Genomic DNA, 19,370 nt, shown 5'->3' on the forward strand with positions numbered 1-19,370 from the left:
TTTCGTCGGACGTAGCGGCGCGCCCGATAGCGGGCGACGACGCGGCGACCCATGTGCACGGCGCCGCAGATTCGTCCTTCGCGCACGCCCGGGCGTTTGCGCGATGCGCATGCCGGCGCTACGATAGACGTTCATCCCGATATCAGCGGCGCCGCGCGCGGCCTTCACACGTCGATACCACGCATCGCTCGCGTTGAACGCGCTGCACCATACCGCGCGCCGCTCGCCAAACCCGTTCACGTCCTCACCGGTTCACCACCATGACTGCATCTTCTCCCGCACCCGTGCGCGCCATCGTCACCGGACACACGCGCGGCGTCGGCGCGGCGCTCGCCGAACAACTACTGCAGGAAGGCATCGCCGTGCTCGGCGTGTCGCGCAGCCGTCATCCGTCGCTCGCGTCGCAGGCCGGCGAGCGCTTCGCCGAAGTCGAACTCGACCTGTCGGACTCGAAGACCATCGCGACCTGGCTGGCCGGCGACACCCTGCGCCACTTCGTCGACGGCGCGTCGCTCGTGCTGCTGTTCAACAACGCGGGCATCGTCGATCCGATCGGCCCGCTCGCCGCGCAGGACCCGGCGATCGTCGCCCGCGCGGTCGGCCTGAACGTCGCCGCGCCGCTGATGTTGTCGGCCGCGCTCGCACAGGCCGCGTCGGCCGCGACCGAATGCCGGATCGTGCACTTGTCGAGCGGTGCGGCCCGCAACGCGTATGCGGGCTGGAGCGTCTACTGCGCGACCAAGGCCGCGCTCGATCACCATGCGCGCGCCGTCGCGCTCGACACGAACGGCGCGCTGCGCATCTGCAGCGTCGCGCCGGGCGTCGTCGACACGGGCATGCAGGCCACGATCCGCGCGACCGGCAAAGACGATTTCCCGATGCGCGAGAAATTCGACGCGCTGAAGTCGAGCGGCGCGCTCGCGACGCCCGAGGCAACCGCCCGACAGCTGATCGGCTATGCGCTGAGCGACGCATTCGGCAACGAGCCGACGGCCGACGTGCGCAACCTGCCGACGAAGTAAGCATCGGACGCAGCGCGTCACCCTTCGAGCCGCTTCGTCCAGTCTTCGACCTGCCGCGCCGTCCGGCGCTTTTCCAGCATCCTGCGCCAGCCGGGCGGCAGCAACGGCACGTCGCACAGCGCATCGAGCGCGGCCATGTCGAGCGTGCGTCGATACAGCACGTCGAGCACCGTCGACAGCGGCCATTGCGGGTAGCGGCGCTCGTGCAGCGCCAGCACATCGCCCGCCGCCACCCAGCCCTCCTGCAACACGCGGTAGTACCAGCCGGTCCGGCCGCTTTGCTGCACGAGCGCCGCCATCCGCGGATGATCGAAACGCGCGTTGAGCTTCCAGCACGGCTGCCGCGACTGCGACACCTGGAGCACCGCGCCGCCGAGCATGAATACGTCGCCGAGACACACGTCGTGCTCGGTGATGCCGCGCGTCGACAGGTTCTCGCCGAACGCGCCCGGCCGGGCGAGCACGTCGCGCGCGCCGATCTGCCCGGCCCACCACGCATAGTGATCGTGCGCATAGTGATGAACGGCCTTGTCGGGGCCGCCGTGATGCCGCGCATCGGCCTGCGCGTCGCCGGCGAAGCCGAGCGCGCCCAGCCACAGGCGTGCATCCACCGGCTGCTTGTCGATCGCGCTTGCGTGCGGCGTGCCGGCGAGCGGACGGCTCGCGCCGATCCGCACCGCGCCGATGGCGGCCGCGATCGCCGGCCGGGCGTCGTCGCTCATGCGGCCACACCGTCCGGCAGCGCCGCGAGCAGTCGTTCGAGTTCGCGCGTGCGTGCTTCGCCGAGCGGCAGCAGCGGCCGCCTCGGTTCGCCGGCGTCGAAGCCGCGCAGCCTCAACCCGGCCTTCACGGTCACCGGCAACCCGCCGTTGACGATGAACTGCAGCAACGGCAACTGCGCGTGAAAAACCGATCGGGCGCGTGCGAGATCGCCAGTGCGCATCGCATCGAACAACGCGAGCGGCAACGCGGCATTCAGGTTCGGCGCGGCCGTGCACCATCCGGCCGCGCCCGCGGCCAGCGCGGCGAGCGCCATCGGATTGCTGCCGTTGTAGAACGGGATCGTCCCGTCGCTCAATTGCGCGAGCCGATGCATCCGGCCGATGTCGCCGGTGCTCTCCTTGACCATCGTCACGTTGTCGACGGTGCGGCAGATCGTCGTGATCAGGTCCGGCGACATGTCGACGCCGCTCGTCGCCGGGTTGTTGTACAGCATGATCGGGATGCCGATCGCTGCACCGATCGCGCGGTAGTGCGCGACGATCTCGTCGTTCCCGAGCTTCCAGTACGACACCGGCAGCACCATCACCGCATCGGCGCCGGCCTGCTCGGCGAAGCGGGCACGGCGCACCGCGCCCGCCGTGGTGAGATCGGAAATGCCGACGACGGTCGGCACGCGCCGGCGCACCGCGCGAATCGACGCGGTGGCGACGGCCTCCCATTCGGCATCGGACAGGTAGGCGCTTTCGCCGGTACTGCCCAGCGGCGCGATCGCGTGAACGCCGTCGGCGATCAGGCGCTCGATCAGCGCATCGAGCGCTGTCAGGTCGACGCCGCCGTCGGCGGAGAACGGCGTAACCGGGTAGGCAATGATGCCCTTCAACAGAATCGTCACGATTCGTATTCCTCAATGATTGTCTGACAGGAGCGGAACAGCACGCCCGCTTATGCGACGCAGTCCCGATGCGTCCGCAACGCGCGGCGCGCGTAGTAGTCGAACGTCACCGCATCGCGCTTCGGCTTGGAGATCCAGTCGTGCGCTTCGCGCGCGAGCGCCGGCGGCACCGGCTTGATCTCGCCGGCCGACATCGCGAGCAGTTGCAGCTTCGCGGCGCGCTCGATCAGCAGCGCGAGCATGCACGCCTCCTCGATCGTCTTGCCGACCACGAGCTGGCCGTGATGCGACAGCAGGATCGCGCGCTTGCTGCCGAGCGCCTTCGAGATGATCTCGCCCTCCTCGTTGCCGACCGGCACGCCCGGCCAGTCCTTCAGGAACGCGCAATCGTCGTACAGCGGGCAGGTGTCCATGTGCGACACCACGAGCGGCTGCTCGAGCATCGACAGCGCCGCGACATGCGCCGGATGCGTGTGGATGATGCAGTTCACGTCCGGGCGCTCGCGATAGATCCACGTATGGAACCGGTTGGCCGGGTTCGGAATGCCTTCGCCATCGACGACGTCGAGATCCTCGTTCACGCGCAGCAGGTTCGCGGCCGAGATCTCGTCGAAGCCGAGCCCGAGCCGCTGCGTGTAGTAGGTGCCGGCCGCATCCGCGCGGCAGGTGATCTGCCCGGCCAGGCCCGAGTCGTGGCCGGCGTCGAACAGGATCCGGCACGTCAGCGCGAGCTTTTGCCGCGCGGACCAGCCGCTGTCACCCACTTCGTTTTCAAGGCGCCGCTCCGCCAGCGCGACCAGCGCTTCCTTCGTCAAATTCAGCGTTTCCGCCATGTTCGCCTCCTGAATGCACCGGGTCTGCCACGCCGTCCGCGGCCGTTTCCCCGAGCGCATGACACACAATACACCGAATGACACTTTGTGTCATGCGTTACAATCGATTCTTCGAAGGACACTTGGCGCCCCCATGACGATTCGCCTGAAGCTGCTCAGAAAACAGAAAGGCTGGACGCTCGACGTGCTGGCCGACGAGACCGGCCTCACCAAGAGCTACCTGTCGAAGGTCGAGCGCGGCCTGAGCGTGCCGTCGATCGCGGTCGCGCTGAAGCTGTCGAAGGCGCTGAACGTCGACGTCGAGCAACTGTTCTCGGAAAGCCGCAACCGCGAGCTGATCACGGTCACGCGCGCCGGCGAGCGCACCGCGATGGGTGCAGCGGCCGACAGCCACGCCCACCGTTTCGAGAGCATCGCGGCCGGGGTCGCGCCGAAGAAGATGCTGCCGTTCGTCGTGCATCCGCCGCACGAATTCGTCGCGTCGACGTTCCGCGAGCACGAAGGCGAGGAATTCCTGTTCGTGCACAAGGGGCGGGTCGAAATCGAATTTCCGAACGAGACGGTGCAACTCAGGGCCGGCGATTCAGTCTATTTCAACGCACTCATTCCCCACCGCACGCGCAGCCTCGGCACCGCGCAGGCGGAGATTCTGGTCATCGTCAGCCACGACGACTAGCCTCGTCACTTCTTCGCGCAAGGATCTTCCGATGGTCACCAGGGCCACCGCACCGTTCCAGCAGATCAAGACGCTCGTTCGCCAGAACGTCGAGTCCGGCGACTGGCGCCCCGGCGACCGCATTCCGTCCGAACTCGATCTCGCCGCGCAGTTCGGCGTCGCGCGCATGACGGTCAACCGCGCACTGCGCGAGCTGACCGAGGAAGGCGTGCTGAAGCGCATCGCGGGCGTCGGCACGTTCGTCGCCGAGGTGAAGCCGCAGTCGAACCTGCTGATGATCGCGCATATCCGCGACGAGATCCGTGCGCGCGGGCACGAGTACCGCTGCCGCGTGCTCAGCCAGGCGCGCGAGCCCGCGTCGTTCGACGTCGCGGCCGCGTTCGGCCTGCCGGTCAATACGCCGGTCTTTCACGTGGTGTGCGTACACGAGGAAAACGGCCGCCCGATCCAGCTCGAGGATCGCTACGTCAATCCGGCTGCCGCGCCCGGCTTCATCGATCAGGATTTCCGGGTCGAGCCGCCATCCGAATACCTGTACAACAACGTGTCGCACTACGAACTGGAAATCGAGCACGTCGTCGACGCGTCGCTGCCCACCGGCGAACAGGCGCGGCTGCTCGACATGCGCGCCGACGAGCCGTGCCTCACGCTCACGCGCCGCACGTGGACGGACGGGCTGCCCGTCACGTTCGTGCACTTCCTGCATCCGGGCAACCGCTACCGGCTCGGCTCGCGCTTCAAGCCGGGCGCGGGGCGCCACCCGACCTGATCCTTCGTCGCACACCCCCGACGCGCACGGCGGCCGTTTCGTCCTGAAACGGCCGCCGTGTTCATTCACTCCTCGAGTCAGATCGCGCCAACCTGCCCCGCCTCGCGCGACCACACGACCGGAAACAGCGGGTGATCGAGCGGCGCGCCGTCGGCCAGCTGTTCCGCGAGCCCGGGAAAATCGGGCGACGTTTTCCAGCGGCGCGGCGCGTGACGGACATCGTCGCCGACGAAGCGGATCGAGAACGCGCGCCGGCGGTTCCGCGTGCCGCCCGACGCATGCAGCGTGAGCATCCGGAAGCACACCATGTCGCCGGGTTCGAGCGCCCAGCGGCGGATCGGGAAGGCCGCACGGTCGGCTTCGATGTCGGGCAGATCGGCGAGGCTGCCTTCCGGGAACCACTTCGCCTCCTTGTCCATGAACGTGCGCGGCATCAGCCACGGCCCGCGATGCGAGCCGGCGACGAATTCCAGCGTCGATTCGAGCGGCACCGGGTCGACCGGAATCCACATGCTGACGTTGTCGTCGCCTTCGATGTTGTAGTACGGCTGGTCCTGATGCCACGGCGTGCGCTGCCGCGTGCCGGGCTCCTTCACGAGCAGATGGTCGTGATGCAGCCGCACGTTGTCCGTGCCCATCAGCGCGGCGGCGACCGACGGCGCCGGCGAGCGCACGATGAAGTCGCGATACGCGTCGTTGTGCTGCCAGTTGCAGAAATCCTCGAAGAACCAGCCCGGATCGTCGGGCCGGCTCGCGACTTTCGCGCGTTCGCTCGGCTGCGCGAGGTTCGCGTCGATGCCGGCCCGCAACGCGGCCACTTCGTCGGGCGAAAAAATGCCCTTGATGCAGACCGCGCCTTCGTCGCGGAACGCGGCGATCAGTTCGGGCGTCACGGCTTGCGCGACGCGCTCCTGGATACTCGTCATGGTGTACCTGTCGATCGAATGGGTCACGGGGTCACGGCGCCGAAGTCAGTTGCTGCTTCGCGCCGTAGATGTCGAAGTCGAAGTATTTCGCGGCGATCTTCTGGTACGTGCCGTTCGCGCGAATCGCGGCGATCGCGTCGTTCAGCCGCTTCTTCATGTCGGCGTCGCCCTTGCGTATGCCCATCGCGACGCCGTAGCCGGTGATCCGCACGTCGGTCACGTCCGGGCCCGCGAACGCGTAGCCCTTGCCGCGCGGCGTCTTCAGGAACGAGTAGCCGGCTTGCGTCTTGTCCTGGAAGGTCGCGTCGAGGCGGCCGTTGACGAGATCCTGATACACCTGGTCCTGATTCTGGTACGAGACGATCGTCACGCCCTTGGTCGCCCATTCGGCCTTCGCGTACGCCTCCTGCGTCGTGCCCTGGTCGATCCCGACGCGCTTGCCGGCGAGCGACGCGGCGGTCGGCAGCAGCTTCGAGCCGACCGGCGCGACGAGCGCGCCCGGCGACGCATACAGCTTGTTCGAGAAGTCGATCTGCTTGAGCCGCTCGTCGGTGGCCGTCATCGCGGACATGATCACGTCGAACTTGCGCGCGCGCAGCGCCGGGATCATCCCGTCGAAGCCCTGCTCGACCCACACGCACTTCGCATGCAGTTGCTCGCAGATCGCATTGCGCAGGTCGATGTCGAAACCGGCGAGCGAGCCGTCGGGCTGCTTCGCCTCGAACGGCGGATACGTGGGATCGATACCCCAGCGGATCGTCGACGTGTCCTGCGCGAACGATGCGAGCGGCGCGAACGCCAGCGCGGTAACGAGGAACTTGGCGATACGGTTCATGGCGTGTCCTTGAAAGTCTCGACGCGGCGGGCGACGCCGGCGTCCGGTGAAGGCGCCGCGACGGACTGCCGGCGCGAGGCGCGAAAGACGGGGGACTTCGATGAAACTGCGATGCAGTCTAGACCGCCAGATTTCCGAGTGCAAGCGGAAGGAAGCGGAGACAGGATGGATGGAGGTCCAGCGGACGCGGAAAGACGGGGCGACGCTTTATTTATGGCCGATTTACGGGACTGTCAGGGTGTTTACCCTGTGCGTCGCGCGTCCCCCATAGCGGGCGTTTTTCCGGATGTCCACGGGGCAATGATGTCTATATATGCGATCTGAGCGACGCCTCGAACGAGGCGTGCCTCAGCGAAATCACGATGCGACCTATACCGCCTTGAAAACTCCCTGGGAGGCAGTAACCCGGTCGAAAATGTAATATATACTTTACATTGAAGCGCGACGAATCCGCGTGGGGAGGTGAACATGCAACTCTATGAAATCGGTCAGGCCATCGCCAGGCGGCGAGCCGAACTCGATCTCACGCAGGCCCAACTTGCCAAGCTCGCCGGGCTGTCTCGTCTTACCATCAACCAGCTCGAAAGCGGTAAGGTGAAGGATCTCGGCATCAACAAGCTCATCCCGTTGCTCAGCGTGCTCGGCATCGAACTCCTGGCGCTGCCGCGGCAGGCTCAAAACGGTCTCCACAAGGCCGTCGTGAGTGCGAACGTGAGCTACAAGGGCGAATTGACCGAAGGACTGCTGGCCGACGCATTGACCACCGGACGGATTCCTGAAGGATACGAATCGCAGTTCTCCGTCATCCTCGACGAAGTGCCGCTGCCTGTCGTCGTGAAAGCGGCCGAGGAAGCCGCCGAGCGCTCGGGCACCCCGCTTCGGACCATCTGGAAAAACCTTGCCGCGTGGTCGAAGGATCTCCATCTGTATCGGGAGGTATGGGTATGACCGCACCATCCACGTTGCCCGACGGACCGTGGCAGGGTCTTTTTCGCCACGCGCTGACACTGGTCGACGAGATACGGAAGCACGGCATGCCGAATCCGTTCTGGACGTTCGGTGGGGCACGGTTCTCATGCTGCGCCACGGCCATCGCGTCAGCAAGGACGTGGACATCTTCGTACCCGACCCGCAGTATCTCGGGTACGTGAATCCCCGCATCAGCGACGCCGCGTCCGACATCACGATGGACTACGAGGAACACGCCAGCTTCGTGAAGCTGGTGCTGCTCAACGGCGAAATCGACTTCGTCGTCTGCCGGAATCTGACGTCTCCCGGCTACGACGAATGGATGCTGATGAATCATGTCGTCAAGGTGGAGACTTCCGCGGAAATCGTCGCCAAGAAAATGTGGCATCGCGGCGATCGTCCGACCGCGCGGGATCTGTTCGACCTGTGCGTGGTCATCGAGCGCGAGCCGGAAAGCCTGATGGAAGCCGGTGCGTTCCTCGTTCGGCATCGCGACACGTTTCTGCGTCTGCTCAACGAACATCGCGCGTTCGTACAGCCGCGCTTCGACGCCATCCGGACACTCGACTACACGCCATCGTTCGACTATTGCGTCGAACTGGCCGAAGCGTTCCTGCGGAAACTCCCCGACAGCACGCCCGAACCAAAATCGCGCGCCCGCTAAGACTTGCGCCCCTCCCGCCCCCACCCGATCTCCGCCGCCAGTGGCGTCGCGCCCCCCCCGCCGGGTCCGGCGAAACCGCGATTGCCTGCGATGGGCGGCCATGTTAAAAGTCGTCGCACGCATTTGAAAACGAAATGCTCGAATTCACAGAAGTACAAAAATGAATAGACCCCTGTTCGACATCGACCTGTTGCGCGCGCTGGTGATGGTCGCCGACTGCGGCAGTTTCACGACGGCTTCCGCGCGCCTGCATTCGACGCAATCGACGGTCAGCCAGAAGGTGCGCCGGCTCGAGGAAATCGCCGGCCACCGCTTGCTCGACCGCGGCACGCGCGACGTGCGGCCGACCGACGCGGGCGTGACGGTGCTCAGCTATGCGCGGCGCATGCTCGCGCTGAACGACGAGATGCTGGAAGCGCTGTCGGGCGCGACGGTCGCGCTGACGATCCGGCTCGGCGTGCCCGACGATTTCGCGGCGGGCCGCACGACCCATGCGCTCGCGGCGTTCAAGCGCGAGCATCCGCAGGTGAAGCTCGAAGTGACGTGCGGATTGAGCCGCGACATCAGCGCCGCGTACGACCGCGGCGAACTCGATCTCGTATTGATCAAGCAGCGGCGCGACAGCCGCGAGGCGGTCGTGCGCTGGCCCGAGAAGCTGCGCTGGATCGACAGCGCGAAGCATCCGTCGATCGATCTCGACCCGGTGCCGATCGTCGTGTTCCCGCCGCGCGGGCTGTACCGCGACGACATGATCAAGGCGATCGAGGAGCGCGGCCGCCGCTGGCGGATCAGCTTCACGACGTCGAGCCTGAGCGGGATCCAGGCAGCCGTCGCGGACGGCCTCGGCATCAGCGTGCTGCCCGCGCGCGTGGTGACGGACGAGCACGTGGTGCTGACCGCGAAGCAGGGCTTCGCACCGATCGAGCACATGGACATCGCGATCCTGCACCGGCCGACGGCCGACCCGATGGTCGGCGCGCTGACGAAGACGCTCGCGGCGATGCTGGAACTCGAAGGGCGGTAAGCGAGACGCGCCCCCGATCCGGCCGCACGGCCGCGCGTCAGAACATCGTGTTGCCGTTCGCCGCCTGCTCGGGCACCGGCTGGTTGACGTCCCAGTGTTCGACGATCTTGCCGTGCTCGAGCCGGAAGATGTCCATGATCGCGCTGCCGCGCGTGCCGGGTTCGCGCACCGCGTGCACGTGCAGGATCACGTAGTCGCCGTCGACGAACGCGCGCTTGATCTCGCTGTGCGACTGCGGATATTTGTCGCGCAGAAACGCGACGAACTGGCGAAAACCGTCGCGCCCGTCGGCCGCGTTCGGATTGTGCTGCACGTAGCGATCGCCGACATACGCGAGCGCGGCGTCCGCATCCTTCTCGTTCAAGCCTTTCTCATAGAACGCCAGCACCGTCCGGCGATTGGCCTCCTGCTGCGTGTCGCTCGCGCCGGCGGCCGCAGCATGCGCGGCCGTCACCGCGAACGTCGCCGCCGCGATCCATCGTGTCGTCCGTCCTGCTGCCATGCGTCGCATCTCGATCTCCCGGTCGAATCGTTGAAGGCCCGATCATACCGAGGACACCGCCCATGCACGCCCGGACGCGTTGACGCACCCGAGCGGGCCGCCCGCACTCACACCAGCACGCCGTTGCGCGCGACGATCTTCCCGGACGACACGACGAGACGCCGCACCGGCCGCGCGACGACGGCCTCGGCGAACGTCAGCGCATCGACGAGCACGACGTCCGCGCGGCAGCCTGGCTGCAGCCCGTAATCCGCGAACCCGCAGCCGCGCGCCGCACCGTGCGTCACGCAGTCGAGCGCGACTTCGAGCGCATCGTCGCGGCGGAAATCGTTGCGCATGCCGATCAGCATCGCGCGCTCGAGCATGTCGGGCGAGCCGTACGGCGTCCACGTATCGCGCACGCCGTCGTTGCCGCCGATCACGGTCACGCCCGCCGCACGGCACGCGGCCACCGGCGGCACCGGCACTGCGGCCGGCGCAGTCGTGACGATCGCGACGCCGAGCTCGGCCATCCGCGCGAGCAGCGCATCGCGCTCGCGTTCGGCGATATCGCCGAGGCAGAAACCGTGGCTGATCGTGACCTTTCCCTGCATGCCGTGAGCCGCGGTACGCTGCAGGATCAGGTCGAGCGAGTACGCGCCCATCGACCCGCGCTCGTGCAGATGGATATCGAGCCCGCGGCCGTGGCGCGCGGCGATCGCGAACAGCACGTCCACCGCCTCGACCGGATCGCCTTCGATCGCACACGGATCGAGCCCGCCGAGCAGGTCGGCGCCGGCGTCGAGCGCGTCCGACAACAGCGCATCGGTGCCCGGCCGCTTAAGGACACCCGATTGCGGAAACGCGACGATCTGGATCTCGACCTGCCCGCGCAGCGTCTCGCGCGTGGCCAGCACGCCGTTCAGGTGGCGCAGCCCGGCCTGGGTATCGACGTCGACGTGGGTACGAATGCGCGTCGTGCCGGCCGCGAGGAATGCGCGCGCCAGCGCGAGCGATGCGGCGCCCGCGTCATGGCCGCTCGTCGCGCGATAGTGGCGCTCGTTCTCGATGCGGTCGACGAGGCGCGGCCCGACCTGGTTGCGATACCACGGCATCCCCCAGTGGGTCTTGTCGAGGTGCGTATGGCCTTCGACGAGGCCGGGCAGCGCCAACGCGCCCGCGCCGTCATCGATCGCGCAGCCGGCGGGCGCATCGAGCGACGGGCCGACGCGCGCGATGCGATCGCGTTCGATCAGGATATCGAGCGTGGCGTCGGCATTCGTGCGGACATTGCGGATCAGCAGGTTCGTCATGTCGGGTCCGGTCGGGTCGGTCGGTGCAAGGCGGGCACGGCGCGCGCCGTGCCGCCGCTCGGGTGGGTCAGCGCGTAAAGCGCAGCGACGGCGCGAACGGCGCGTCCGTATCGCTTTCGCCGCGGCGGAATACCCAGCGTTCGGCCGGCACGCCCGCGACGGCCGCCGCCGCATTCGGCGCGCGCACCGCGACGAAGCTCGCGTCGCAGCCGACCGCGATTCCGTAGTTCTCCTTGCCGATTGCGCGCGCGCCGGCGTGCGTCGCCATGTCGAGCGCGACGCCGAGCGCCTCGTCGGTGTAGAAGCCCGACCGGTAGCCGACCATCATCGCGCGCTGCAACATGTCGCCGTTGCCGTACGGCCACCACGCGTCGCGGATGTTGTCGTTGCCCGCGAACACGTGCACGCCCGCGTCGCGCAGCCGTTGCACCGGCGGGAACGCGCAGTCGCCCGGCGCATTCGTCAGGATCGATACGCCGGCTTCGGCCAACACCGCGGCCGTACGCCGCACGTCGTCATCGCTCACCTGGCCGAGCGCGTACGCATGGCTCACGTTCACACGCCCGCCGAGCCCGGCCGCGCGCGTGCGCGCCGCGATTCGCAGCAGTTGCGCGATGCCCGTTTCTCCCGGCTCGTGCAGGTGGATGTCGATTTTCGCGCCACGCTTCTCGGCGATGCCGAACACGATGTCGAGCTGGCCGTCCGCGTCGCCGTCGAGCGTCGTCGGGTCGATCCCGCCGACCACGTCCGCGCCTTCGCGCACGGCGGCATCGAGTATCTCGGCGGTGCCCGGGCACGTGATCACGCCGGCCTGCGGAAACGCGACCAGTTCGATGTCGACGATCCCGCGCCATCGTTCGCGCGCGGCCATCACCGCGTGCAGGTTCGACAGGCCCGTCGTCGCGTCGACGTCGACGTGGCTGCGCATCGCGATCGTGCCGAACGCGGCGGCCTGCGCGATCAACGCGTTCGCACGCTCGACGATCGGCGGCGCAGCCGCGAGCTGGCGCTTCTCGGCCGCGAGCCGCTCGCGCAGCGAGCCGGCCGGTTCGTGCGGCACCCAGCGATCGCCGACGAAGCTCTTGTCGAGATGGATATGGCCGTCGACGAAACCGGGCAGCACGACGCGGCCGTCGAGGTCGATCGTCTGCGCGCCGGGCGCGGCTGTGCAATCGGCGCCGATCGTGGCGAAGCGGCCGTCGCGGACGACGAGGTTGACGGGTTGGCCGCCGGCGTCGACGGCATTGATGAAGAATCGTTCGGTCATGGCCTGGAATAGGAGGTGGTCGCGGCGCGACACCGACGCGGACAGGGGAAGGAACCGCAGCCGGCGCGGCGCGACCGTTGGCAGGGAATCCGGCCACGATATCGGACGCCGCTGCCCGAGGCCAATTAAATGTCGCGATGCCGCGCATTCGATTTCGCGATGTGCGGCGCGCAGGCGCCCCGGACCGGGTGCGACGGCGGGCGCGATCGACGGGGAAAGGGCCGACCGGTCGGCGGCCGCGCATCACCCATCGCCCGTATCGCCCGTATCGCCCGTATCGCCTGCGTCGTCTTCGTCGTCCGCATGCGAGCGCCGGGAAGCCGCGTCGCCGCGTTGCCGGACGGGGTTTCGGCGCCCCGTCCGACCGGCGATTTACGCGGCAACAGACTTTACACGTTGTTACCCGGCCGCACCGGACGCGCATTCGCCCATTCCTTATACTCACGCCGAGTTCGCCACCCGTGTCGGGAATCCATCGGCGGACACGTTGCCGATGCAGGAAACACATGATGCGCATGCCTTCCACGAAGACCGTACTGTTCGCCTCGCTCGTCGCCGTGGCGGCGCTTCCGCTCACCGCGTGCGTCGCGCCGGGCTACTACGGCGCGCAGCCGGGCTATCCGCAGCAGCAGCAATACGCGACGCCCGGCTATGCGCAGCCCGCGTATTCGCAACCGGGCTACGTGCAGCAGCAGCCGGCGTATCCGAACCAGGCGCCGCAACCGTACGATCAATACGGCAACCCGTCGCAGTACGGCTCGCAGCCGTATGACCAGTACGGCAATCAGCAACAGCAATACGCGAACCCGTACGGCACGCAATACGGCACCGTCGCGAACATCCAGCCGGTCAACGGCTCGGTCGGCCCGTCGGGTGTCGCCGGCACCGTCGTCGGTGCGCTGGTCGGCGGCCTGGTGGGCAACCAGTTCGGCCGCGGTCATGGCCGCGATGCGGCAACGGTGATCGGCGCGCTCGGCGGTGCGGTGGCGGGCAACCAGATCGGCCAGCAGATGGGCGCCGCGCAAGGCCCCAGCAGCTACCGGATCGACGTGCAGGTCAGCGACGGCTCGATGCGCTCGTTCGACGTGCAGTCGCCGGGCAACCTGCGTCCGGGCGACCGCGTGCAGATCAACGGCAATCAGTTGTCGCGCTATTGATTCCCGTCGCGCGCGCGTGAGCGGATCTCGCGCGTGCCGAGCCTTCGGCGTCGGGCGCCGGTTCGGCGCAACGGCACATGTGCCAGGCGTTCCCTCGTCGATGGTGGCGCGCCCCGCCGTCTTCACCGTCTTCCCGGTTCACGATCGCGCCCGCACCGGGCATCGCCACGCGACATCCGGATTCCCGTTAGGATAAGGACGATGCATCCCGCGACCGCCGCGGCGGCGCGCGCGGGCATGCGCGTCCCTCAACCGGAATGCCCCCGATGACGATCACGATCCGCCTGCTCGACGCGGCCGACGCCGCCTCTTTCCGGACCGTCCGCCTGCGTGCGGTCGACACCGCGCCCACCTCCTTTCTGCCGACGCTCGACGAAGAATCGCAGGTGCCGGTCGACGAATTCGCGAAGCGCCTCACGCCGACGCAGGTACAGGCGGTGTTCGGCGCGTTCGACGGCGACACGCTCGTCGGCATCACCGGCGTGCGCCGCGATGCGCGCACGAAGATCGCGCACAAGGCAACGATCTGGGGCGTCTACGTCGACGCCGCATATCGCGGGCAACGCATCGCGCAGGCACTGCTCGACAGCGCGACCGCGCATGCGGCGAACGCGTGGGGATGCAGCCAACTGATGCTGTGCGTGAACGAGGCCAACCACACCGCGGAGCGGCTGTATGCCTCGCAGGGGTTCGTGCGGTTCGGCACGGAGCCGCGCTCGATGTGCGTCGACGACCGCTTCTACGACGAGCACTACATGATCAAGATGCTGGCATGACGCATCGGCGTTCGCGTGCAGGCGCCGACCGGTTGCACGCGAACGCCGCGACGTGACGTCATCTCATCGCGTGTCGGCGATCGTCGCGTTGACGACCTTCCCGGCGATCGTCACGTTCGTCAGCGTCATCGCGCTCACGTTGAACGCATAGATCGGCCCCGGCGACGTGACCGTCGGCGTGCCCGAAGCCACCGGCGTGCCGAAGTCGCAATTGGCGATCGTCACGCCGGAGATCGGCTGCACCGCAGGCGCGGGCGGCGTGCCGTTGTAGTCGAACGCGACCGGCCCCTGCGCGACGATCGCCTGGAAGCACGACGCGCTCACGCCGTTCAGCGTCACGTTGCTCGCCTTCACGTCGGCGATCGTCACGTTCTGCACGACCGGCGCGCGCGTGCGCACCGCGTCGTTCGCCGGCTGATAGTCGCAGTCGAACGTGACGATGCCGCCCTGCGCCGCGGACGGATTGCCGGCCGACGGCGTGACGACGCCGAGCGGGACGCTCGCGTTGACCGGGCTGCCCGCGAGCAGCGCACTGCCGTAGCCGCCGCCCTTCAGCGTCACGCCGTTCGGCAGCGTGACGCCCTTCACGTGGAAATCCTTCACGTAGCCGCCGCGGTTCATGTTGGTCTTCACGCGAATCGCGATGTTCAGCGGGTTGGTCTGCCAGTTCGCGTTCAGCATCGACAGGTTCGTCGCATAGATCTGCTCGACGCCGCCGCCCATCTCGCTGCCGAGCGTGATCCCGCCGTGCCCGCTGTTCATCGTGCAGTTGCGGATCAGGTGCCGCTTCGCGGGCCCGTATTCGGTGTCGCGGTCCTTGCCCGACTTGATCGCGATGCAGTCGTCGCCGGTGTTGAACGTGCAGTCCTCGCACAGCACGTCGGTGCACGCGTCCGGATCGAAGCCGTCGTTGTTCGGGCCGATGCTGTTGGTCGTCACGCCGCGGATCACGACGTTGCGACTCGCGGTCGGATGGTGCTGCCAGAACGGCGTGTTCTGGGTCTGGTAGTTCGCCATCAGCACGTTCGTGCAGCCGATGAATTCGACCATGCACGGCCGCAGGTAGTGGCCGAGGCCGAAGATGCGTTTCTCCACCGGCACGCCGGCCTCGGACAGCGCGGGCAGGTAGTTCTGGTCCTGCTGCCACGGCGTGACGGGCGACGTCAGCAGCGCATAGAGCGCGTCGGGAATCGCGGGCGCGACGATCCGCAGGTCGACGTTGTTCGGGTTCGCGTAGTTCTGGGCCGGCACCGTCGCGCCCGCGCCGTACGCGCCCGACGAGCCCTTGTAGGTCCACCAGCACACGCTGTTCGCGCCGCTGCCGGAGAACGGCGTCATCGCCTGCCCGTTGAGCACCGACGTCGGGCCTTCGCCGGTCAGCGCGATGTTCGTCGCGTTGCGCGCGTAGATGGGCGCACCGAAGTTCAGGCAATCGTTCGCCTGCCAGCGGCTGTAGTACAGCCGGCCGTTCGCGCCGCAATCGACCGGGCCGTCCTTCGCGTAATCGGCCGGGTTCGGGCTGAAGTAGATCGTGCAGTTCGCGCTCAGGTGGAACGTGACGTTGCTCTGCAGCACGATCGGCCCCGCGCAGTACCAGGTGCCGGATGGCACGACGACCCGGCCGCCGCCTTCACGCCGGCATGCATCGATTGCCGCGAGAAACGCCGGGCGCGCATCGAATGCGCCGGGCGCGACCGTCAGTTCGGAACCGGGGCTGACCGGCGATTTCGCTGCCGAGTACGGCGACGTCTGCGCGACCGTCGCGCACCGGCGCGCGCCGTACTGCGTCACGTCGAAGTCGCGCCCGCGCCGCGCGAGCCGCGACACGTGCGCGAGCGATGCCGCGATGCGCGCCGCCGCGCCGTGCTCGCCCCACACGAGATCGACCGCCGGCGCATTGGGCGTCGCGCCTGTCGCCAGCGCCCGGGTGGCCGCGAACGGACCGCCGAGCATCGCGCCGCCGGCGAGCGCGCCGGTCCAGCCGATGAAAGCGCGGCGCGATACCCGTTTCGACGCGGGCGATCGGGCGGACGAAGACGAACGGCGGCGATGGGCGGCCATGGGCACTCCTTCAGGGTAGAGGGTATCGATGCGCCGGTCGGCGGATCGTTATTTATACGTCGTCGTACTACATGACGCAGTCTAGACGCGATCGGCGCGGCGTATGTATTTGTCGTTTACCCTGTTATCTATGGAGTTACGTATCGTATGTGTGCGCACACTCACATCAATGAATGAGGCTCAAGAGATATGTTGTCGTATGTTTATGCGCAAAAACTTCCGCTCAATCCTCTCCGGCCAACACGCTCCAACGGTACGGTTCCTGCCCGTGCGCCGCCGACCCGCCTCGGTAATTTCGCCTCTGGTCAGCCCCGCGCCACCCGCGCTATCGTTTGTCCATTCCCACAGTCCAGGAGCTGCCTTTGCCTACCCGCCACGGAGTCGACCTCATCCGCGCCCGCGCGCTGTTCGATCGCGAGCGCCAGGCGTTCGCCGAAGCCATGCCGGTTTCCCGCGCGCTGTCCGCGGAAGCGTCCGAGCACTTGCTGTTCGGCGTGCCGTTGCACTGGATGCAGGACTGGTCGACCCCGTTCTCGCTCTACGTGAAGGAGGCCCGCGGCGCGACCTTCACCGACGTCGACGGTCATCGCTACGTCGATTTCTGCCTCGGCGATACGGGCGCGATGTTCGGCCATGCGCCCGACCCCGTCGCCCGCGCGCTCGCCGAGCAGGCCACGCGCGGCTACACGACGATGCTGCCGAGCGAGGACGCCGCCTGGGTGTCGCGCGAACTCGCGCGCCGCTTCCATCTGCCGGTCTGGCAATTCGCGCTGAGCGCGAGCGACGCGAACCGCTTCGTGCTGCGCTGGGCGCGCGCGGCCACCGGCCGCAACACGATCGTCGTGTTCAACGGCTGCTATCACGGCACGGTCGACGACGTGTTCGTCGATCTCGTCGACGGCCGCCCGGTGCAGCGCGACAGCCTGCTCGGGCAGTCGTACGACCTGCTCGCGAACACGCGTGTCGTCGAATTCAACGATCTCGACGCGCTCGAAGCGGCGCTGCAGGACGGCGATGTCGCATGCGTGCTCGCCGAGCCCGCGATGACGAACATCGGCATGGTGCTGCCCGACCCGGGCTTCTGGGAGGCCGCACGCGCACTGACGCGCCGCCACGGCACGCTGCTGGTGATCGACGAGACGCACACGATCAGCAGCGGCCCCGGCGGCTACGCGGTCGCGCACGGTCTCGAACCGGACATGCTGGTGGTCGGCAAGCCGATCGCGGGCGGCGTGCCGTGCGCGGTGTACGGGTTCAGCGCCGAATTCGCGGAACGCGCGAAGCAGGCGAAGCTGAACGCGCCGCCCGGCCATTCGGGAATCGGCACGACGCTCACCGCGAACATGCTCGCGATGCATGCGATGCGCGCGACGCTCGCCGAAGTCGCGACCGACGCCGCGTATGCGCACATGTTCGCGCTTGCCGCGCGGCTCGCGACGGGCCTCGAACACGCGATCGCGAAACACGGGCTGCCGTGGTGCGTGACGCGCATCGGCGCGCGCACCGAGTTTCAGTTCGCGCCCGTACCGCCGCGCAACGGCACGCTGGCCGGCGCGCAGCTCGACAGCGAACTCGAGCACATCGTGCACCTGTACCTGCTGAATCGCGGCGTGCTGATCACGCCGTTCCACAACATGATGCTCGTGTGCCCGCAAACGACCGCCGACGATGTCGACCGGCTCGTCGCGCAGTTCGATGCGTGTCTGGGCGAGCTGGTGTGAGGTGACGCAAGGCACGGTACTCGCGCAAGCGCGTAGCGGGCCCACCCGCCCGCTACGCGGCCCGCAACGCGCGCCGCGCCACTTCCGCGAAATACCGGGCGCCGACCGGCAAAATGTCGTCATTGAAATCGTACGTCGCGTTGTGCAGCGGCACGCCGCCCTGCCCCGCTGCTTCGCCGTTGCCGATAAACATGAAATTGCCCGGCACCGCCTGCAGGAACGCGCCGAAATCCTCCGAGATCATCATCGGCTGCACGTCGGCGTTCACCGCGTCGGCGCCCGCGACCTGCGCGGCGGCCTGCACGGCCGTCTCGACCCATTCCGGCGAGTTCACCGTCGGCGCGAACTCGTGCGTGTACTCGAACGTGCAGGTCGCGCCGTGCGCGTGGCAGATTCCTTCGCCGATCTCGCGCATTCGCGTGGCCAGCAACGTCTGCACGTCGCACGAATAGCTGCGCGTGTCGCCCTTGATCGTCACGGTCGACGGCAGCACGTTGCGCAGCCCGTCGGTGATGAATTCCGTGCACGACACCACCGCCTGCCGGCCCGGGTCGAGATTGCGCGACACGATCGTCTGCAGCGCGAGCACGATCTGCGCGCCGATCACGATCGGGTCGATGCCCATGTGCGGCCGCGCCGCATGCGTGCCGCGCCCGTCGATCCGGATCACGAAATTGTCTTCGCTCGCCATGATGCCGCCCGCACGCGTCGAGAACGTGCCCGCGCGCATGCCCGGCATGTTGTGCGCGCCGAAGATCGCGTCGACCGGAAAGCGCTCGAACAGCCCGTCGGCCATCATCGCCTTCGCGCCGCGGCCGTGCTCTTCCGCCGGCTGGAAAATGAAGCGCACCGTGCCGTCGAAATCCTTGCGTTCGGCCAGCAACTGCGCGGCGCCGAGCACCATCGACATGTGGCCGTCGTGCCCGCACGCATGCATCTTGCCCGGCGTGCGCGACGCGTGTTCGCGGCCCGGCGCGTGCTCGGCGATGTTCAGCGCGTCCATGTCCGCGCGAATGCCGATCGCGCGCGTGCCCGTGCCGGCCGTCAGGTTCGCGACGAGCCCGGTGCCGCCGATGCCGCGATGCACGTCGAGCCCGAGCGTGGTCAGGATGCGCGCGACGTAGTCCGACGTGTTCACCTCTTCGAAACCCGTCTCCGGGTACCGGTGCAGATGGCGGCGCCAGGTCTTCAGTTGGCCGTGCAGCGTGCTTGCTTCGATTGCGTCGGTTTCGTCCATCGCGTTCGCCTCGTCGGTCGTCAT

At 67.8% G+C, this 19,370-nt stretch carries 19 protein-coding genes; 9 read left to right on the forward strand and 10 right to left on the reverse strand.

Features of this window, described 5'->3' with window-relative positions; genetic code table 11:
* Positions 1-260: 260 nt before the first annotated feature.
* Positions 261-1,022, forward strand: a complete 762-nt coding sequence (locus WS54_RS12570) for an SDR family oxidoreductase (RefSeq protein ID WP_059780167.1) — start codon at positions 261-263, stop codon at positions 1,020-1,022.
* Between the two features lie 17 nt (positions 1,023-1,039).
* Here the strand turns inward: WS54_RS12570 and WS54_RS12575 are convergent, their stop codons facing one another.
* From WS54_RS12575 to WS54_RS12585, 3 genes are read right to left on the reverse strand one after another with little or no spacing between them, the layout of a single operon-like run.
* Positions 1,040-1,744: an MOSC domain-containing protein gene (locus WS54_RS12575; RefSeq protein ID WP_059780168.1), complete on the reverse strand. Its 705-nt coding sequence runs from the start codon at positions 1,742-1,744 to the stop codon at positions 1,040-1,042.
* Positions 1,741-2,637 (reverse strand): dihydrodipicolinate synthase family protein, encoded by an 897-nt coding sequence (locus WS54_RS12580; protein WP_059780169.1) that lies wholly within the window; start codon positions 2,635-2,637, stop codon positions 1,741-1,743. Before WS54_RS12580 ends, WS54_RS12575 begins: the two co-directional genes overlap by 4 nt.
* Positions 2,638-2,687: 50 nt before the next feature.
* Positions 2,688-3,470: an aldolase gene (locus WS54_RS12585; RefSeq protein ID WP_059780170.1), complete on the reverse strand. Its 783-nt coding sequence runs from the start codon at positions 3,468-3,470 to the stop codon at positions 2,688-2,690.
* Positions 3,471-3,603: 133 nt separating this feature from the next.
* Here WS54_RS12585 and WS54_RS12590 point away from each other — a divergent pair, with 133 nt between their 5' ends.
* Together WS54_RS12590 and hutC are read left to right on the forward strand one after the other, a co-directional pair.
* The gene (locus tag WS54_RS12590; protein WP_059644440.1) at positions 3,604-4,146 is read left to right on the forward strand and encodes a helix-turn-helix domain-containing protein; all 543 of its coding nucleotides are present in this window, start codon (positions 3,604-3,606) and stop codon (positions 4,144-4,146) included.
* Between the two features lie 31 nt (positions 4,147-4,177).
* On the forward strand, positions 4,178-4,915 hold the full coding sequence (hutC, locus tag WS54_RS12595; protein ID WP_059780171.1) for a histidine utilization repressor: 738 nt from the start codon (positions 4,178-4,180) through the stop codon (positions 4,913-4,915).
* A gap of 77 nt (positions 4,916-4,992) precedes the next feature.
* On the opposite strand, the gene WS54_RS12600 is transcribed toward hutC, so the two are convergent.
* Entirely contained in the window at positions 4,993-5,841 is an 849-nt protein-coding gene (locus WS54_RS12600; protein ID WP_059780172.1) for a phytanoyl-CoA dioxygenase family protein, read from the reverse strand.
* Between the two features lie 31 nt (positions 5,842-5,872).
* Entirely contained in the window at positions 5,873-6,676 is an 804-nt protein-coding gene (locus tag WS54_RS12605) for an ABC transporter substrate-binding protein (RefSeq protein ID WP_034205878.1), read from the reverse strand.
* Between the two features lie 468 nt (positions 6,677-7,144).
* On the opposite strand from WS54_RS12605, the gene WS54_RS12610 reads away from it, so the two are divergent.
* From WS54_RS12610 to WS54_RS12620, 3 genes are all read left to right on the forward strand, one after another.
* A complete protein-coding gene (locus WS54_RS12610) occupies positions 7,145-7,624 on the forward strand; it encodes a helix-turn-helix domain-containing protein (protein WP_034205877.1) in 480 nt (159 codons plus the stop codon).
* A 28-nt stretch (positions 7,625-7,652) separates the two neighbouring features.
* Positions 7,653-8,309 carry a nucleotidyl transferase AbiEii/AbiGii toxin family protein gene (locus WS54_RS12615; protein WP_236872720.1) on the forward strand — a complete coding sequence of 219 codons (657 nt, stop codon included), beginning with the start codon at positions 7,653-7,655 and terminating at the stop codon, positions 8,307-8,309.
* A 160-nt stretch (positions 8,310-8,469) separates the two neighbouring features.
* On the forward strand, positions 8,470-9,333 hold the full coding sequence (locus WS54_RS12620) for a LysR family transcriptional regulator (protein WP_034205875.1): 864 nt from the start codon (positions 8,470-8,472) through the stop codon (positions 9,331-9,333).
* A 37-nt stretch (positions 9,334-9,370) separates the two neighbouring features.
* Here the strand turns inward: WS54_RS12620 and WS54_RS12625 are convergent, their stop codons facing one another.
* The 3 genes from WS54_RS12625 to WS54_RS12635 all read right to left on the reverse strand — a co-directional run bounded on the left by WS54_RS12625 (position 9,371) and on the right by WS54_RS12635 (position 12,394).
* Entirely contained in the window at positions 9,371-9,835 is a 465-nt protein-coding gene (locus WS54_RS12625; protein WP_442861309.1) for a nuclear transport factor 2 family protein, read from the reverse strand.
* 107 nt (positions 9,836-9,942) lie between these two features.
* On the reverse strand, positions 9,943-11,127 hold the full coding sequence (locus WS54_RS12630) for an amidohydrolase family protein (RefSeq protein ID WP_059780174.1): 1,185 nt from the start codon (positions 11,125-11,127) through the stop codon (positions 9,943-9,945).
* A gap of 67 nt (positions 11,128-11,194) precedes the next feature.
* Positions 11,195-12,394 carry an amidohydrolase family protein gene (locus WS54_RS12635; RefSeq protein ID WP_059780175.1) on the reverse strand — a complete coding sequence of 400 codons (1,200 nt, stop codon included), beginning with the start codon at positions 12,392-12,394 and terminating at the stop codon, positions 11,195-11,197.
* Positions 12,395-12,900: 506 nt separating this feature from the next.
* Here WS54_RS12635 and WS54_RS12645 point away from each other — a divergent pair.
* Both WS54_RS12645 and WS54_RS12650 read left to right on the forward strand, forming a co-directional pair.
* Positions 12,901-13,551 carry a glycine zipper 2TM domain-containing protein gene (locus WS54_RS12645; RefSeq protein WP_059780176.1) on the forward strand — a complete coding sequence of 217 codons (651 nt, stop codon included), beginning with the start codon at positions 12,901-12,903 and terminating at the stop codon, positions 13,549-13,551.
* A gap of 266 nt (positions 13,552-13,817) precedes the next feature.
* A complete protein-coding gene (locus WS54_RS12650; protein ID WP_059780177.1) occupies positions 13,818-14,327 on the forward strand; it encodes a GNAT family N-acetyltransferase in 510 nt (169 codons plus the stop codon).
* A 63-nt stretch (positions 14,328-14,390) separates the two neighbouring features.
* Here WS54_RS12650 and WS54_RS12655 read toward each other — a convergent pair whose 3' ends face one another.
* A complete protein-coding gene (locus tag WS54_RS12655; protein ID WP_059780178.1) occupies positions 14,391-16,388 on the reverse strand; it encodes a glycoside hydrolase family 28 protein in 1,998 nt (665 codons plus the stop codon).
* A gap of 362 nt (positions 16,389-16,750) precedes the next feature.
* Between WS54_RS12655 and WS54_RS12660 the strand changes: the two genes are divergently transcribed.
* The gene (locus tag WS54_RS12660) at positions 16,751-18,109 is read left to right on the forward strand and encodes an aspartate aminotransferase family protein (protein ID WP_059780179.1); all 1,359 of its coding nucleotides are present in this window, start codon (positions 16,751-16,753) and stop codon (positions 18,107-18,109) included.
* A gap of 52 nt (positions 18,110-18,161) precedes the next feature.
* Here the strand turns inward: WS54_RS12660 and WS54_RS12665 are convergent, their stop codons facing one another.
* The gene (locus WS54_RS12665) at positions 18,162-19,346 is read right to left on the reverse strand and encodes a M20 aminoacylase family protein (protein WP_059780221.1); all 1,185 of its coding nucleotides are present in this window, start codon (positions 19,344-19,346) and stop codon (positions 18,162-18,164) included.
* Between the last annotated feature and the right edge of the window lie 24 nt (positions 19,347-19,370).

The sequence above is a fragment of the Burkholderia sp. NRF60-BP8 genome (assembly GCF_001522585.2).
Lineage (GTDB): Bacteria > Pseudomonadota > Gammaproteobacteria > Burkholderiales > Burkholderiaceae > Burkholderia.

Excerpts from the sequence above, each read along its gene's own strand:
- WS54_RS12570 (WP_059780167.1), top strand. The coding sequence starts at position 261 with ATGACTGCATCTTCTCCCGCACCCGTGCGCGCCATCGTCACCGGACAC.
- WS54_RS12575 (WP_059780168.1), bottom strand. The coding sequence starts at position 1,744 with ATGAGCGACGACGCCCGGCCGGCGATCGCGGCCGCCATCGGCGCGGTG.
- WS54_RS12585 (WP_059780170.1), bottom strand. The coding sequence starts at position 3,470 with ATGGCGGAAACGCTGAATTTGACGAAGGAAGCGCTGGTCGCGCTGGCG.
- WS54_RS12590 (WP_059644440.1), top strand. The coding sequence starts at position 3,604 with ATGACGATTCGCCTGAAGCTGCTCAGAAAACAGAAAGGCTGGACGCTC.
- hutC (WP_059780171.1), top strand. The coding sequence starts at position 4,178 with ATGGTCACCAGGGCCACCGCACCGTTCCAGCAGATCAAGACGCTCGTT.
- WS54_RS12600 (WP_059780172.1), bottom strand. The coding sequence starts at position 5,841 with ATGACGAGTATCCAGGAGCGCGTCGCGCAAGCCGTGACGCCCGAACTG.
- WS54_RS12605 (WP_034205878.1), bottom strand. The coding sequence starts at position 6,676 with ATGAACCGTATCGCCAAGTTCCTCGTTACCGCGCTGGCGTTCGCGCCG.
- WS54_RS12610 (WP_034205877.1), top strand. The coding sequence starts at position 7,145 with ATGCAACTCTATGAAATCGGTCAGGCCATCGCCAGGCGGCGAGCCGAA.
- WS54_RS12620 (WP_034205875.1), top strand. The coding sequence starts at position 8,470 with ATGAATAGACCCCTGTTCGACATCGACCTGTTGCGCGCGCTGGTGATG.
- WS54_RS12625 (WP_442861309.1), bottom strand. The coding sequence starts at position 9,835 with ATGGCAGCAGGACGGACGACACGATGGATCGCGGCGGCGACGTTCGCG.
- WS54_RS12630 (WP_059780174.1), bottom strand. The coding sequence starts at position 11,127 with ATGACGAACCTGCTGATCCGCAATGTCCGCACGAATGCCGACGCCACG.
- WS54_RS12635 (WP_059780175.1), bottom strand. The coding sequence starts at position 12,394 with ATGACCGAACGATTCTTCATCAATGCCGTCGACGCCGGCGGCCAACCC.
- WS54_RS12645 (WP_059780176.1), top strand. The coding sequence starts at position 12,901 with ATGATGCGCATGCCTTCCACGAAGACCGTACTGTTCGCCTCGCTCGTC.
- WS54_RS12650 (WP_059780177.1), top strand. The coding sequence starts at position 13,818 with ATGACGATCACGATCCGCCTGCTCGACGCGGCCGACGCCGCCTCTTTC.
- WS54_RS12655 (WP_059780178.1), bottom strand. The coding sequence starts at position 16,388 with ATGGCCGCCCATCGCCGCCGTTCGTCTTCGTCCGCCCGATCGCCCGCG.
- WS54_RS12665 (WP_059780221.1), bottom strand. The coding sequence starts at position 19,346 with ATGGACGAAACCGACGCAATCGAAGCAAGCACGCTGCACGGCCAACTG.